At 52.3% G+C, this 16,102-nt stretch carries 12 protein-coding genes; 3 read left to right on the top strand and 9 right to left on the bottom strand.

Going from position 1 to position 16,102, the window contains the following annotated elements; genetic code table 11:
- Window positions 1-24: 24 nt before the first annotated feature.
- From nhaA to dnaK, 3 genes are all read right to left on the bottom strand, one after another.
- Window positions 25-1,191 carry a Na+/H+ antiporter NhaA gene (gene nhaA / locus CJP72_RS10680; protein WP_162380862.1) on the bottom strand — a complete coding sequence of 389 codons (1,167 nt, stop codon included), beginning with the start codon at window positions 1,189-1,191 and terminating at the stop codon, window positions 25-27.
- Window positions 1,192-1,396: 205 nt separating this feature from the next.
- Entirely contained in the window at window positions 1,397-2,527 is a 1,131-nt protein-coding gene (gene dnaJ / locus CJP72_RS10675) for a molecular chaperone DnaJ (protein ID WP_162380860.1), read from the bottom strand.
- Between the two features lie 87 nt (window positions 2,528-2,614).
- On the bottom strand, window positions 2,615-4,531 hold the full coding sequence (gene dnaK, locus CJP72_RS10670) for a molecular chaperone DnaK (RefSeq protein WP_162380858.1): 1,917 nt from the start codon (window positions 4,529-4,531) through the stop codon (window positions 2,615-2,617).
- 532 nt (window positions 4,532-5,063) lie between these two features.
- On the opposite strand from dnaK, the gene satP reads away from it, so the two are divergent.
- The gene (gene satP / locus CJP72_RS10665; RefSeq protein ID WP_162380856.1) at window positions 5,064-5,630 is read left to right on the top strand and encodes an acetate uptake transporter; all 567 of its coding nucleotides are present in this window, start codon (window positions 5,064-5,066) and stop codon (window positions 5,628-5,630) included.
- Window positions 5,631-5,664: 34 nt separating this feature from the next.
- Here the strand turns inward: satP and CJP72_RS10660 are convergent, their stop codons facing one another.
- The 3 genes from CJP72_RS10660 to tal all read right to left on the bottom strand — a co-directional run bounded on the left by CJP72_RS10660 (window position 5,665) and on the right by tal (window position 8,751).
- Complete coding sequence (locus tag CJP72_RS10660; protein WP_162380854.1) at window positions 5,665-6,972, bottom strand: MFS transporter; 1,308 nt, start codon at window positions 6,970-6,972, stop codon at window positions 5,665-5,667.
- A 125-nt stretch (window positions 6,973-7,097) separates the two neighbouring features.
- Window positions 7,098-7,685, bottom strand: a complete 588-nt coding sequence (mog, locus tag CJP72_RS10655) for a molybdopterin adenylyltransferase (protein WP_162380852.1) — start codon at window positions 7,683-7,685, stop codon at window positions 7,098-7,100.
- 112 nt (window positions 7,686-7,797) lie between these two features.
- Window positions 7,798-8,751, bottom strand: coding sequence for a transaldolase (tal, locus tag CJP72_RS10650; RefSeq protein ID WP_162380850.1), 954 nt, complete (start codon window positions 8,749-8,751; stop codon window positions 7,798-7,800).
- A gap of 272 nt (window positions 8,752-9,023) precedes the next feature.
- On the opposite strand from tal, the gene CJP72_RS10645 reads away from it, so the two are divergent.
- Both CJP72_RS10645 and yaaA read left to right on the top strand, forming a co-directional pair.
- Complete coding sequence (locus CJP72_RS10645) at window positions 9,024-10,469, top strand: alanine/glycine:cation symporter family protein (RefSeq protein WP_162380848.1); 1,446 nt, start codon at window positions 9,024-9,026, stop codon at window positions 10,467-10,469.
- A gap of 69 nt (window positions 10,470-10,538) precedes the next feature.
- The gene (gene yaaA, locus CJP72_RS10640; protein WP_162380846.1) at window positions 10,539-11,312 is read left to right on the top strand and encodes a peroxide stress protein YaaA; all 774 of its coding nucleotides are present in this window, start codon (window positions 10,539-10,541) and stop codon (window positions 11,310-11,312) included.
- 93 nt (window positions 11,313-11,405) lie between these two features.
- Here yaaA and thrC read toward each other — a convergent pair whose 3' ends face one another.
- The 3 genes from thrC to thrA are packed head-to-tail and all read right to left on the bottom strand — an operon-like array spanning window position 11,406 to window position 16,089.
- Window positions 11,406-12,692: a threonine synthase gene (gene thrC, locus CJP72_RS10635; protein ID WP_162380844.1), complete on the bottom strand. Its 1,287-nt coding sequence runs from the start codon at window positions 12,690-12,692 to the stop codon at window positions 11,406-11,408.
- A gap of 3 nt (window positions 12,693-12,695) precedes the next feature.
- Complete coding sequence (thrB, locus tag CJP72_RS10630; protein ID WP_162380842.1) at window positions 12,696-13,625, bottom strand: homoserine kinase; 930 nt, start codon at window positions 13,623-13,625, stop codon at window positions 12,696-12,698.
- Window position 13,626: 1 nt separating this feature from the next.
- Window positions 13,627-16,089, bottom strand: a complete 2,463-nt coding sequence (gene thrA / locus CJP72_RS10625; protein ID WP_162380840.1) for a bifunctional aspartate kinase/homoserine dehydrogenase I — start codon at window positions 16,087-16,089, stop codon at window positions 13,627-13,629.
- Between the last annotated feature and the right edge of the window lie 13 nt (window positions 16,090-16,102).

Below are 16,102 nucleotides of genomic sequence, written 5' to 3'. Positions count from 1 at the left end.
GACTCCCTTGTCATTCTACGCCCGTTAAGCAGTTGCATTTAAGCGGGCACGAAGCCAACTATAACCCACAATCGCCGACAACAACGATCCAATCAGAATTCCCAGTTTTGCCCAATTAATCAACTCCGGATCGACATTTCCAAATGCCAGACTGGCGATAAAAATCGACATGGTAAAACCGATACCGCACAAGATCCCAACGGCCATAATCTGTTGAAAGTTCGTCCCTTCAGGTAATTGAGCCAACCTGAGACGCAGAGCCAGCCAGCAGAACACGCTGATACCCAGCGGTTTACCGATTAACAGACCCGCAATAATCCCCAGCGGAAGCATGGAGGTCAGTCCGTCCATCGTCACCCCCTGTAACGAGACGCCGGCATTGGCAAAAGCGAACAGCGGCAAAATCAGATATGCCACCCACGGATGCAAAACGTGTTCCAGACGTTTAGCCGGAGAGCGCCCGTGCTTCTCCTTGAGCGGTATAAAGAAGCCGACAATCACGCCAGCAAGCGTTGCGTGTACTCCAGACTTTAGCACTGCGGTCCACAACACCATACCTACCAGAATATAAATACCGGTACGTCTTACCCCGCACATATTCAGGATTGCCAGCACCAGAATCGCAAACGCGGCAACACCTAATGACATCACAGAAAGGTCACTGGTGTAGAACAGCGCGATAATCACAATAGCGCCCAGATCGTCGATAATCGCCAACGCCATCAGGAATATTTTCAGCGCCAGAGGGACACGACTCCCCAACAGCGCCAGTACGCCCAGAGCAAAAGCGATATCGGTTGCCGCTGGAATGGCCCACCCTTCACGTGTAACAGGATCTGCGTAGTTAAACGCCAGGTAGAGCAAGGCCGGGACAACCATCCCGCCAATGGCGGCAATGATCGGGAAAGCTGCCTGACGCAAACTGGCCAGCGACCCCAGCATCAGTTCACGCTTGACCTCAAGCCCGATCAACAGGAAAAATACTGCCATCAGTGCATCGTTGATCCACAACAGCATGTTTTTATTGATCTCTAATGCGCCGACCTTTAGTTGTACCGGCGTTTCCAGAAATGCGTGATACCAGCCACTGGTCACCCCCAGGTTCGCCATCAACATAGCCAGGGCCGCGGCGATGATAAGAATGATGCCCCCAGAGGCATCGCTGCTAAAGAAACGGTGCAGATGTTTCACTTTTTATTCTCTCAATCAGGTGAATACTTCGTAATTCCTATATTAACCTGCATGATCGATCGTTAAAATTAGATTATATATGATTAACAATTCGCTTTTTACGATGAAATCATACCTTACACCTTGCCGAAACCTCTGTATACGTTCAATAAAAAAGGCCTGAGATTTCTCAACCTCAGGCCCTGGTTCGATCTCACGCAAGCAACTAGCGAGTCAAATCATCAAAGAATTTTTTCACGCCGTCGAAAAAGCTTTTTGAACGCGGGCTGTTTTTCTCGCCCGTTGGGCCACCAAAGCTATCCTGTAGATCTTTCAACAGCTGCTTCTGCTTGTCATTCAGGCCTACTGGCGTTTCGACGACAACGCGGCAGAGTAAATCACCCTGTGCGCCACCGCGAACCGATTTCACGCCTTTACCGCGCATGCGGAACAATTTGCCGGTCTGCGTTTCACCAGGCACTTTCAGCTTCACACGGCCATCCAGCGTTGGGACTTCAATTTCACCGCCCATCGCCGCCATTGTGAAGTTGATTGGCACTTCACAGTACAAATTGTTACCTTCACGTTCGAAAATCGGGTGCTGTTTAACCTGCACCTGAACGTACAAATCGCCTGCTGGCGCGCCATGCTCACCGGCTTCACCTTCGCCAGAAAGACGAATGCGATCGCCTGTATCCACGCCAGCCGGGATTTTAACGGACAGCGTTTTACTTTTCTCAACACGACCGTGACCGTGGCATTTATTGCACGGATCTTTGATCAACGTACCGCGACCCTGACAGTGCGGACAGGTCTGCTGTACGGCAAAAAAGCCCTGACGCATCTGTACCTGGCCAGAGCCGTGACAGGTTGGACACGTCTGCGGCTTGGTACCTGATTTCGCGCCGCTGCCGTGGCAAGAATCACACTCTTCCAGCGTCGGAATCCGGATCTCTTTGGTGACGCCACGCACGGCTTCTTCCAGAGTGAGATCCATGTTGTAACGTAAATCAGCACCACGTGAAGCGCGCTGACGGCCACGACCACCGCCAAAGATATCGCCAAACACGTCACCAAAGATATCGCTGAAGTCAGCCCCGCCGCCAAAACCGCCGCCGCCCATTCCGCCTTGCTCAAATGCAGCATGGCCGTACTGATCGTAAGCCGCACGTTTTTGCGCATCGGTCAGGACTTCGTAGGCTTCTTTGATCTCTTTGAATTTGGCTTCGGCCTCTTTATCACCCTGGTTACGGTCTGGGTGAAATTTCATGGCCAGGCGCTTGTAGGCCTTTTTGATTTCACGCTCTTCCGCTGATTTGGAAACGCCTAAAATCTCGTAATAGTCTTGCTTAGCCATCTCTTTTTATCTGCCCTTAACATGCATAAACGGGCGGAGAGGAAACACCTCTTCGCCCGTGTCAGTAATTACCCAATCAAAGGGCGATTATTTTTTGTCTTTCACTTCTTCAAACTCAGCGTCGACAACATCGTCATCTTTCGCGTTGTTTGCAGAAGCATCAGCTGAACCAGCCTGCTGCTGTGCATGCTGCTGTTGAGCGATTTCCATCAGTTTCTGGGAAACCTGCGCCAGCGCCTGCATTTTCGCTTCGATGTCTGCTTTGTCTTCACCTTTCAAAGATGCTTCGAGCGCAGTCAGAGCAGATTCGATGGCAGTTTTGTCGTCAGCCGGCAGTTTATCGCCTGCTTCTTCAACCTGCTTACGCGTGCTGTGCAGCAGATGATCGCCCTGGTTACGGGTCTGAACCAGCTCTTCAAACTTACGGTCAGATTCTGCATTCGCTTCTGCTTCGCGAACCATTTTCTGAATTTCTTCTTCGTTCAGACCAGAAGAGGCTTTGATGGTGATCTTCTGCTCTTTACCGCTGTTTTTGTCTTTCGCGGAAACGTGCAGGATACCATCGGCATCAATATCGAAGGTCACTTCGATCTGCGGCATACCACGCGGTGCCGGGCTGATACCATCCAGGTTAAACTGACCCAGATCTTTGTTATCAGCAGCACGTTTACGTTCACCCTGCAGCACATGGATGGTTACCGCAGACTGGTTGTCTTCAGCGGTAGAGAACACCTGGCTGTGCTTGGTCGGGATGGTGGTGTTTTTAGCGATCAGCGGAGTCATCACGCCGCCCATGGTTTCGATACCCAGAGACAGCGGGGTAACGTCCAGCAGCAGCACGTCTTTCACATCACCAGTCAGTACACCACCCTGAACAGCGGCACCGATTGCAACAGCTTCGTCCGGGTTAACGTCTTTACGCGGTTCTTTGCCGAAGAACTCAGCCACTTTCTTCTGCACCATCGGCATACGCGTCTGACCACCGACCAGGATAACGTCCTGAACGTCGGAAACAGACAGACCCGCATCCTGCAGAGCTACTTTCAGCGGCTCGATAGAACGGTTAACCAGGTCTTCAACCAGGCTTTCCAGTTTCGCACGGGTCACTTTGATGTTCATGTGTTTCGGACCGGTCGCGTCTGCAGTGATATACGGCAGGTTCACGTCGGTCTGCTGCGCAGAAGAAAGTTCGATTTTCGCTTTTTCTGCGGCTTCTTTCAGGCGCTGCATTGCCAGCGGGTCATTACGCAGGTCAATGCCCTGATCTTTCTTAAATTCGTCAACCAGATAGTTGATCATACGGCTGTCGAAGTCTTCACCACCGAGGTGGGTATCACCGTTGGTTGCCAGTACTTCGAAGGTTTTTTCGCCGTCAACTTCGTCGATTTCGATAATAGAGATATCAAAAGTACCGCCACCGAGGTCATATACCGCGATAGTACGGTTGCCGACTTCTTTATCCAGGCCGTAAGCCAGCGCTGCTGCAGTCGGTTCGTTGATGATACGTTTGACTTCCAGACCCGCGATACGACCGGCGTCTTTGGTTGCCTGACGCTGAGCATCGTTGAAGTATGCAGGTACAGTAATAACCGCTTCAGTTACTGGCTCGCCCAGGTAATCTTCAGCCGTTTTCTTCATTTTCTTCAGCACTTCAGCAGAGATCTGCGGCGGTGCCATTTTCTGACCTTTAACATCAATCCAGGCATCACCGTTGTCAGCACCGATGATTTTGTACGGCATGATGGCTTCATCACGCTGTACTTCTTCGTCCTGGAAGCGGCGGCCAATCAGGCGTTTAATCGCAAACAGGGTGTTTTGCGGGTTTGTCACTGCCTGACGTTTAGCCGGCTGACCAACCAGAGTTTCACCATCCTGGGTATAAGCAATGATAGAAGGCGTGGTGCGATCGCCCTCGGCATTCTCCAGCACACGTGCTTGAGTTCCATCCATAATCGCTACACAAGAGTTGGTAGTACCCAGGTCGATACCAATAATTTTACCCATCTAAACGTCTCCACTAAAAATTCGGTCATCATGTGGTTGTGAATCTGTAATAAGGGCGAAACGTGCGGTTTCAACTACCCTGAATCGTTTTTTTTCAGACTCACTCACTGCGGTTGACTACAAGATGGGGTCGTAACCCACGTCATCAAGGGGGGCATGAAAATTTTTTTTACTGCGAAGAGAAAATAAACACGAGAAAAGCATATTAAGACGACCGTCCTTCGACCTGAAAAGTGCTTTTATCTCACTTCTGGCACCTTCATAAGACCGAAACCCAGACAGATCCTTGATGAAAAACACGGTGCCACGGTCTCTTTTCGCAGGCCTGCGGTCGCGGCATCAACGGTGTAAAAGCCGCGTGATCAGCGTCACGCAAAAGGAATACGCGCACCTGGGTAAAAATACTTCATTTTACCCATGATAGATCATAGACAGTCCCCATCCTCGTGATTATTATGCCGCGCCCCGAACTCATACTGCTTTTTCGGGGAAACTATTTCACCATTCAATCAATGATGATTTTTGAGGAATTATGGGCAACACTAAGTTGGCTAATCCGGCACCGCTGGGCCTGATGGGTTTCGGCATGACGACCATTCTGCTTAACCTGCATAACGTGGGTTTCTTTGCTCTTGACGGTATTATTCTCGCGATGGGGATTTTCTACGGCGGTATCGCGCAGATCTTTGCCGGCCTGCTGGAATACAAGAAAGGCAACACCTTCGGCTTAACCGCATTCACCTCTTACGGCTCTTTCTGGCTGACGCTTGTCGCGATCCTGTTAATGCCGAAAATGGGTCTGACAGATGCACCGAATACGCAGTTCCTCGGCGTGTATTTGGGACTGTGGGGCGTCTTCACGCTGTTCATGTTCTTCGGTACGCTGAAAGGCAACCGTGCTCTGCAGTTTGTCTTCCTGAGTCTGACTGTGCTGTTTGCTCTGCTGGCTGTCGGCAACATCGGCGGTAATGAAGCGGTGATCCACTTTGCCGGCTGGGTGGGCTTAGTTTGCGGCTCCAGCGCCATCTATCTGGCCATGGGCGAAGTGCTGAACGAACAGTTTGGGCGCACCATTCTGCCTATCGGCGAAGCGCACTAATTTTTTGATATCCCCCCTCCGGGGGGGATATTTTTTACTCTTGCTGCAGTTTTGCCGCCTCATGGATGTCACGGTAATAAATATCCTGACGCAGCCACATTCCTAATCCCAACCCTATTAGTGATAACGCCAGCACATACCAGGCAGGCGCCATCGGTGAAACGCCCATCAGCACGGTGACGAAAATCGGCGTCAGTCCCCCAAAAATCGCATACGAGACATTGTAAGAAAATGAAATACCGGTGAAGCGAACCTTCGCCGGAAAAGCTCTGACCATGACATAGGGCACCGCCCCTACCACACCGACACACAACCCTACAATGCCATAGAGGAAGAAGAGCTGCTCCGGATGTGAGCCTGATAAGTGATAGAAGAACCAGCTTGAGCAGGCCAGCAACAGGCTCCCCACAATGAAGGTTTTACTGGCGCCAAAACGATCGGCGGCCAGTCCAGCAAGCAAACATCCCACACACAACATGATGGTCGCGATGCTGTTTGCCTGTAGGGTCAGCGCTGGCGCAAAGCCGTACTGTTTTTGCAGCCAAACGGGCGACATCAAAATCACCACGACAATACCTGCCGACAAAAGCCAGGTTAGCAGCATCGAGACCACTACCGCTTTTCGGTGGTTAACCACAACGGATTTTACCGGAAGTTCCTGCGCCAACGCCTTACGCTGCTGCATCTCGAGAAAGATGGGCGTTTCCTGTAACCAGCGACGTAGATACATCGCTACAAGACCGAAAACACCCCCGAGCAAGAAGGGAATACGCCAGCCATAATCGTGTACAGCCTGTTGAGTCATGCTGGTGTTAATCAGCGTCGCGACGACTGAGCCGAGCAAGATCCCCACCGTCAATCCCGCGGTTAACGTCCCGCAGGCGATCCCTATTCGATGTTCAGGAACATGTTCCGCCACAAACACCCACGCACCAGGGACTTCGCCACCAATGGCCGCCCCCTGCAAAATGCGCATCAGTAACAGCAGTAACGGCGCCAGAATCCCCAGGGTGGTATAAGTGGGTAACAGACCTATCGCCAGCGTCGGCACGGCCATCAACAAAATGCTCAGGGTGAACATTTTTTTACGCCCCACCCTGTCGCCAAAATGCGCCATGATAATGCCCCCCAGCGGACGCGCCAGGTAACCGGCAGCAAAGATGCCGAAAGTTTGTACCTGGCGGAGCCATTCCGGGATATCAGCAGGGAAAAACAGTTCGCCAACAACAGCAGCGAAGAAGACAAAAATAATGAAGTCATAAAACTCAAGCGCACCACCGAGAGCGGCGAGCGTAAGGGTTTTATAATCCTGACGATTGAGAGGTCGTGTGTGTTGTGACATAGCAAACCATGAATAAAGTGGAGTTATTGATTTTATTTAGCGACACGTGTAAATCAAAAATTACTATACCGTAAACAATTCAATACTCCACTCACTTCACCGCTTATGTCACGAAACGGTTAACTTCAGGTATTTGTATCGCGAATAGCGCTTTTCGGGCGAAATGATGCTACAACTTCGGGCGCAGTTTCCACATACGGGCCATCCAGCAGTTGTATACAATACGGTACACTGGCAAAAATCCCCGCCACCAGCGCTTTGCCGTCCGCATCTTTCACCCCTTCCAGCGTTTCTTTGATGGATTTAGGTTGTCCCGGCAAATTGAGGATCAGCGCCTGTTTGCGAATGACGCCCACCTGGCGAGAAAGAATTGCTGTTGGTACGAAATGCAGGCTGATCTGGCGCATCTGTTCGCCAAAGCCGGGCATTTCACGGTCAGCGACGGCGAGCGTCGCATCTGGCGTCACATCGCGGCGCGCAGGCCCGGTTCCGCCTGTCGTCAGCACCAGGTGACAACTCATCTCATCGACCAGTTCACACAGCGTTTGTTCAATAATCGCCTGTTCATCCGGTATCAGTCGGGTTTGCACTTCAAAAGGCGTCGTCAGGGCGGCCGCCAGCCATTCTTCCAGAGCCGGGATACCTTTATCCTGATAAACACCGCTGGAAGCGCGATCTGAGATGGAAACTAAGCCAATACGTAAGGTGTTCATGATTATTCCGTTTAAACAGTCTCGTTAAACAGAATGATACACTGCGATGGGACAGACAGACAGGTTTCAGAAGAGGTTAGCGTGACCCGTATCAGAGCCACGCTAAAAATGATTACAGCAGGTCGCCGATCATTTTTTCCAGTTTCCCCTGGTCTACAGCAAACTTACGGATACCGTCCGCCAGTTTGTCTACAGCCATCGGGTCCTGGTTGTGCTGCCACAGGAATTCAGACTCAGTGATGCGTTCCGGACGCGCTTTCACTTCGCCAGAGAAGGACAGTTTACGCTCAACAGCGCCTTCGCTTTCAGCCAGTTCTTTCAGCAATGCCGGCGCGATAGTCAGACGATCGCAACCTGCCAGCTCCAGAATCTCACCCACGTTACGGAAGCTTGCGCCCATCACGACTGTTTCGTAGCCGTGCTGTTTGTAGTACTCGTAGATTTCCGTTACAGAAACCACGCCCGGATCTTCAGCCGGTGCGTACTCTTTTTTGTCGGTATTGGTTTTATACCAGTCAAGAATACGGCCAACGAACGGAGAAATCAGGTACACGCCTGCTTCTGCACATGCACGCGCCTGCGCAAAGGAGAACAGCAGCGTCAGGTTACAGTTGATGCCTTCTTTTTCCAGTTGCTCCGCAGCACGAATGCCCTGCCAGGTGGAAGCCAGTTTGATCAGAATACGATCGTTGCTGATACCTGCGTCGTTGTAGAGTTTGATCAGACGTTTCGCTTTTGCGATAGACGCTTCGGTGTCGTAAGACAGACGCGCGTCAACTTCGGTAGAGATACGGCCAGGGACCAGTTTCAGGATCTCCAAACCAATGTTCACCGCCAGCTTGTCGGTGGCATCAACCACTTGCTGTGCGCGATCGTGACTCTGCTGTTTAGCCCAGGCAACAGCGTCGTCAATCAGTTTACGGTATTCCGGGATCTGCGCTGCATTCAGAATGAGAGAAGGGTTAGTTGTGGCATCCTGCGGCTGGTACAGCTTCATTGCCGCGATGTCTCCGGTGTCAGCCACCACGGTAGTGAACTGACGAAGGGAGGTCAATTTGTCCGTCATGATAGTGTTTCTCTTTAAACAGCTTGTTAGGGGGATGTAACCGGTCTGCCCTGATGATAACACGACGTACTGACATCGCAACCGAAGACAATGCGGTTATCCGCCCGTCGCGGTTTTTAACACGACATTGACCCTGCGCGGCATTGCTTGCCACAGTCTTGTGTATCATAGGATTCTGTTATCAATCATCTGGTAGGGTATATACTGCATATGAATTGGTAACGCTTACACAGAGAAATCGAAACGTACCGGCATCAACAAGAGGGATGTTAATGCCTGATTTTTTATCATTTATTAATGACATACTTTGGGGATCGGTAATGATCTACCTGCTCTTTGGCGCAGGATGTTGGTTCACTTACCGTACCGGGTTCGTTCAGTTTCGCAATATTCGCCAGTTTGGCAAAAGTCTGAAAAATAGCCTTACCCCACAACCCGGCGGCTTAACGTCATTTCAGGCACTCTGCACCAGCCTTGCTGCCCGTATCGGCAGCGGCAATTTAGCGGGCGTCGCCGTCGCAATCACCGCTGGCGGCCCTGGCGCGGTGTTCTGGATGTGGGTTTCAGCGCTAATAGGTATGGCGACATCATTTGCTGAATGCTCACTTGCCCAACTCTATAAAGAACGCGACAGCAAAGGCCAGTTTCGCGGCGGTCCGGCCTGGTATATGGCGCGAGGTCTCGGCATGCGTTGGATGGGCGTTATCTTTGCCATCTTCTTACTCATTGCCTACGGTCTTATTTTTAACAGCGTCCAGGCGAATTCTGTTGCGCGGGCACTGAATTTTGCCTTTGACATACCTCCCCTCTATTCCGGTCTGGTGTTGGCGTCTCTGGCATTGTTGATGATCGTTCGCGGGATCAACGGTGTCGCACGGATCATGCGGTGGTTTGTCCCTGTAATGGCCGTGCTGTGGCTGACCGCCAGTGTGACGATCTGTGTTTGGCATATCGACCAACTCCCCGGCATCATAACCACTATCGTGAAGAGTGCTTTCGGCTGGCAGGAAGCGACAGCAGGTGTCGCGGGCTATACGCTCAGTCAGGCCATTACCAGTGGATTTCAGCGAGGCATGTTCTCAAATGAAGCCGGTATGGGATCTACGCCTAATGCCGCTGCGGCAGCAGCGTCATGGCCTCCCCATCCTGCCGCGCAGGGCATTGTGCAAATGATTGGCGTGTTCACCGATACGGTAATTATTTGTACAGCCAGCGCCATGATCATTTTACTGGCCGGCCACAGCACTGCTTATATGCCAACCGAAGGTATTCAACTTGTTCAGCGGGCTATGACCTCATTGATCGGAGAATGGGGAGCAGGATTCGTCGCATCGATTGTGGTGCTGTTTGCCTTCAGCTCGATCGTCGCCAACTATATCTACGCCGAAAATAACCTGATTTTTCTTCAACTGAACAACGTTCGGAATGTCTGGATATTGCGCATAACCACCGTCTTTATCGTTGTCCTGGGATCACTACTGAGCCTGCCTGTTGTATGGCAACTGGCCGACATTATTATGGCCTGCATGGCGATCACCAACCTGACGGCAATATTGTTACTTTCTCCGGTGGTGTATACCCTGACGGGAGATTACCTGCGTCAGCGTAAACTCGGCGTACAGCCCGTATTTGATCCGCTACGGTATCCTGATATCAGCCAACAGTTGGCGCCGGGAAGCTGGGAGGACGCTGCGGGCGATCGGGATGGCACACAGTAATCGCAGCCATCGATCAATTCTGTCGTTTTTTTTGCTAAAGTCGCAGTAAATTTCCCGCAAGGACTGGATATGCTGATTCTCATTTCACCTGCAAAAACGCTCGATTATCAGAGCCCGCTGGCGACTACGCGTCATACCCTGCCCGAACTGCTGGATCATTCCCAGCAGCTTATCCGCGAGGCACGTAAACTCTCTGCGCCACAGATTGGTAAACTGATGGGGATCAGCGACAAGCTGGCCGACCTCAACGCCACTCGTTTTCACGACTGGCAACCCAACTTCACCCCCGAGAATGCGCGTCAGGCTATTCTCGCGTTCAAAGGGGATGTTTACACCGGATTGCGCGCAGAAACATTCAGCGATGCGGATTTTGACTTCGCCCAGCAACATTTACGCATGTTGTCCGGTTTGTATGGCGTTTTGCGCCCGTTGGATTTGATGCAACCTTATCGTCTGGAAATGGGGATTCGCCTTGAAAACGCGAAAGGGAAAGACCTCTACCAATTCTGGGGCGATACAATCACTGAAAAGCTCAATGAAGCCCTGAAAGCACAAGGGGATCAGGTTGTCATCAACCTGGCGTCAGACGAATACTTTAAATCAGTGAAGCCGAAAACGCTGAACGCCGAGCTTATCAAACCTGTTTTCCTTGATGAGAAAAACGGCAAGTTCAAGGTCATCAGTTTCTACGCCAAAAAAGCGCGCGGTCTGATGAGCCGCTTCATTATTGAAAATCGCCTGACGACACCGGAGCAACTCACCGGATTTAACAGCGAAGGTTATTTCTTTGATGAAGAAGCGTCAGGACAAGGTGAATTGGTGTTTAAACGCCACGAGCAGTAATAAATGTCGGATAAGGCGGCAAACGCCTTATCCGACCTGTAAATGAGTACAAACTGTAGCCCTGGTACGCACTAGCGCCACCGGGCAACCTTATTACCCGCGCGTCATCATCAGCTGACGTAACGCCGCGAAATCGGCGGGCAAATGATGAGAGAGCAGCGGCAGATCGGCGCGGTCCGCCAGCTCTTTTGGCAGATCCAACGTTTCACCGAGAATCGCTTCCACGCTCTCTTTAAATTTTGCCGGATGTGCCGTCCCCAGGAACAAACCATACTCGCCAGGGTGCAGTTGATCGCGCAACGCACGATAAGCCACCGCCGCATGCGGTTCGGAGGTGTAACCCACCGCTTTTAACTCACGCATCGTTTCTTGCGTCGTCGCGTCGTCTACCGCCGCGTACCCCAGTTCATTCAGGCGCCAAATCTTACGGCGGAACAACTCCTCTACACGCGGCCAGTTGTTCGGCTGACTGACATCCATGGCATTCGACAGCGTCGCCTGCGTTGCCTTAGGCGACCACTGCCCGTCATGCAGGAAGCGCGGTACAGTATCATTCACGTTGGTAGCGGCGATAAAACGCTTCACCGGCAGGCCGAGCGATTTCGCCAGCAAACCCGCCGTCAGATCGCCGAAGTTACCGCTGGGAACAGAAACCACCAGTTGATTCCGCGCCTCTTGCGGCAACTGCGCAACCGCTTCGAAGTAGTAACAAATTTGCGCTAACAGACGGCTAATGTTAATGGAGTTGGCCGAGTTCAGTCCCAGCGCGCTCTTCAGCGCTTCATCATCAAACGCCTGTTTCACCAGCGCCTGACAGGCATCAAAATCACCGTCGATCGCCACGGTCTCAATGTTGCCGCCGAGGGTACAAAACAGTTTTTCCTGAAGCGGGCTGATCTTACCGTGCGGGTAGAGAATAACGACGCGCACATTTTTCAGGCCATAGAAAGCGTGAGCCACTGCCGCCCCGGTATCCCCGGAGGTCGCCGTCAGGATGGTGACCGGTTTATCGCCGCTGATATGCGTTAGCATCTGCGCCATAAAACGCCCACCGAAATCTTTAAACGCCAGTGTCGGGCCGTGGAATAACTCCAGACAACCGACATCGCTTTCTACCTGCGCCACCGGTGCCGGGAAGGCAAACGCGGAACGTACGCGCTCTTCAAGGATCTCCTGCGGGATCTCATCTCCGATAAATGCCGAGAGGATCTTAGCGCTGCGGACAACGAAGTCCTGGTTCAGCATCTCATCGATCTCGGTCAGATTAAATTCCGGGAGTTCGTGCGGAAAGAATAACCCCTGATTTTTGCCCAGTCCCTGCGTGACGGCCTGCGCAAAGCTGACCTGTTCATTGTGATCTTTTAAATTGTAGAGTTTCATTGATTATCCCAGTACTCGTGCGCCCGTCGTGTCCAGACGGCAAATATGAACAAAGCCTTCCTGATTTTGCAGGTAATGTTTAGTCAGCCAATCCGCGACGCGTTGGGCGGTATCCGGCTTATCGCAAAGCGCGAACAACGTCGGTCCAGACCCGGATATACCGCTGGCCAACGCGCCGATCTCCCCCACCGCCTGACGCGCCTGACTAAAACCTGGCAGCAGACGCGCACGATACGGCTCGGCAATCACATCTTTCATCAACTTTGCAGCCAGTTGCGGCTGACGGGAATAACAGGCATGGATAAACCCAGCCAGATGCCGTCCGTGGGCGATGCAGTCCTGACGACGGTACTGCGCAGGTAAGATCGCGCGGGCCTCCGCCGTGGACACTTTGATCCCCGGATAGGCAAGTACCCATAGCCACTCATCAAAGCCTGGCACCTGTTGGCTGATTATGCCGTTTTCTTCAATCATCAACTGCATGCCGCCCAGAAAACACGGCGCGACATTATCGTAATGAATGCTGCCGGAGATACGTCCTTCCAGCTCCCCCATAATGGCCAGCAGTCGCGTATCGTTCAGCGGTTTACCGCAGTATTCATTCATCGCCACCAGCGCAGCAACAACGGAACAGGCGCTGGAGCCTAACCCGGAGCCTATCGGCATGTTCTTTTCCAGCGTCATCGCCACCGGGATTTGCTTGCCAATCTCCTGGCAAAAACGCTCCCAACACTGGTAGACAATATTTTCACGCGGCTCTGGCGGCAGTTTGTCAGCAAAGTGCCCCCGATTTTCCAGACGAAAGCGGTCCGACGCTTCAACAGTGACCACATCTCCCAAGAGCGAACCATCGACGGGTGTCACTGCCGCCCCAAGGACATCAAATCCAACACTCATATTGGCGCTGGAAGCCGGAGCATAAACTTTCACCATGTTAAACTCCTAACTTCCATGAGAGGGTACGCAGCAGATCGGCAAAGACCCCCGCCGCCGTGACGTCGTTGCCCGCACCGTAACCGCGCAACACCAGCGGCAGCGGTTGATAATAGTGGCTGTAGAATGCCAGCGCGTTTTCACCGTTTTTCACTTTGAACAGCGGATCGTTGCCATCGACTTCGGCAATTTTCACGCGGCAAACGCCGTCTTCTTCAATGTTACCCACGTAGCGCAACACTTTGCCTTCATCACGGACTTTCGCCACGCGTGCCGCAAACACATCATCAAGCTGCGGCAGATTCGTCATAAACGCCGCCACATCGCCAGAATCATCAAATCCTTCCGGTAACACTGGTTCGATCACGATATCGGAAAGCTCCAGCGCCCGACCCGTTTCACGGGCGAGGATCAGCAGCTTACGTGCAACATCCATCCCAGAGAGATCATCGCGAGGATCTGGCTCGGTGTAGCCCATCTCACGCGCCAGCGTGGTGGCCTGCGAGAGGCTCATTCCTTCGTCCAGTTTGCCAAATATGAACGAGAGCGAGCCGGAGAGAATACCGGAGAATTTTTGCAACTCATCCCCCGCGTTAAGCAGGTTTTGCAGGTTTTCAATCACCGGCAAGCCCGCGCCGACGTTGGTGTCATACAAAAATTTGCGTCGCGATTTTTCTGCGGCATAACGCAATTGATGGTAGTAATCCATCGACGAAGTGTTCGCCTTCTTGTTTGGCGTTACCACATGGAAACCTTCACGCAGGAAATCGGCGTACTGATCCGCAACGGCCTGACTGGAAGTGCAATCCACAATGACAGGGTTCAACAGGTGATATTCCTTCACCAGACGAATGAGACGGCCTAAGTTGAATGGCTCTTTCGCTTCCGCCAGTTCTGCCTGCCAGTTTTCCAGATTCAAACCATGCACATTGGTCAGCAGCGCCTTCGAGTTCGCCACACCGCAAACACGCAGATCGATGTGTTTATTCTTCAGCCAGGTCTGCTGGCGCTTGAGTTGCTCCAGTAATGCGCCACCGACACCGCCCACACCGATGACAAACACTTCAATGACCTGATCGGTATTGAACAGCATTTGGTGTGTTACGCGGACACCGGTGGTTGCATCGTCATTGTTGACCACGACAGAAATCGAACGCTCGGAAGAGCCTTGCGCAATAGCAACAATATTGATGTTAGCGCGCGCCAGCGCAGCAAAGAATTTTGCCGAAATGCCACGCAGCGTACGCATACCATCTCCCACCACAGAGATGATGGCCAGATGGTCAGTCACCGCCAATGGCTCCAGCAAACCTTCTTTCAGCTCCAGGTAGAACTCATCCTGCATTGCGCGCTGGGCACGCGCGCTGTCACCCTGTGGCACACAGAAACTGATGCTGTACTCAGAAGAAGACTGCGTGATCAGCACGACCGAAATACCGGCGCGAGACATGGCGGCAAACACGCGCGCCGCCATTCCCACCATCCCTTTCATACCAGGACCGGAAACACTGAACATCGCCATGTTGTTAAGATTCGAGATCCCTTTCACCGGCAGATTGTCATCATCGCAACTGGCGCCAATCAGCGTACCAGGTGCTTGGGGGTTTCCGGTATTTTTAATCAGGCATGGGATCTGGAACTGAGCAATGGGGGTAATCGTGCGAGGATGGAGAACTTTGGCGCCGAAGTAGGAAAGCTCCATGGCTTCCTGATAAGACATCGATTTCAGTAACCTGGCATCCGGAACCTGGCGAGGGTCGCAGGTGTACACGCCATCAACGTCAGTCCAAATCTCACAACAATCCGCGCGCAAACAGGCAGCCAGAACGGCAGCCGAATAGTCAGAGCCGTTACGCCCCAGTACGACCAGTTCACCTTTGTCATTCCCGGCGGTAAAACCTGCCATCAGCACCATATGGTCTGCGGGGATACGTCCGGCAGCAATTCGACGCGTGGATTCAGCGATATCGACGGTGGACTCGAGGTAATGCCCAACCGCCAGTAACTTCTCAACCGGATCAATGATCGTTACGCCGTGGCCACGTGCATTCAGCAAGCCCGCCATAATGGCGATCGACATTTTTTCACCACGGCAGATGAGCGCGGCATTGATGCTGTCCGGGCACTGTCCCAGCAGACTGATGCCGTGCAGCACATGTTTAATCTGCGCAAATTCTTGTTCGACAAAGGCTTTCAATTGCGCCAACGGAAAGTCAGGCTGCGCGGCAGCGAGTCCCGTCAGAAGTTCGGAAAAGATGCGTTCGGCATCGCTGATATTGGGTAAAGCATCCTGACCTCCGATGGTTTTCTCAATCATCGCCACCAGATGGTTAGTAATTTTCGCAGGGGCAGAAAGCACGGTTGCGACCTGCCCCTGCCTGGCATTGCTTTCCAGAATATCGGCAACTCGCAGAAAGCGTTCTGCATTTGCCACTGATGTACCACCGAACTTCAACACTCGCATTGTTGTTACCTCG

Source organism: Citrobacter sp. NCU1 (assembly GCF_010231475.1).
GTDB lineage: Bacteria > Pseudomonadota > Gammaproteobacteria > Enterobacterales > Enterobacteriaceae > Citrobacter_D.
The sequence above is the reverse complement of the archived record's forward strand: the minus strand, read 5'-3'. Positions and strand labels throughout refer to the sequence as shown.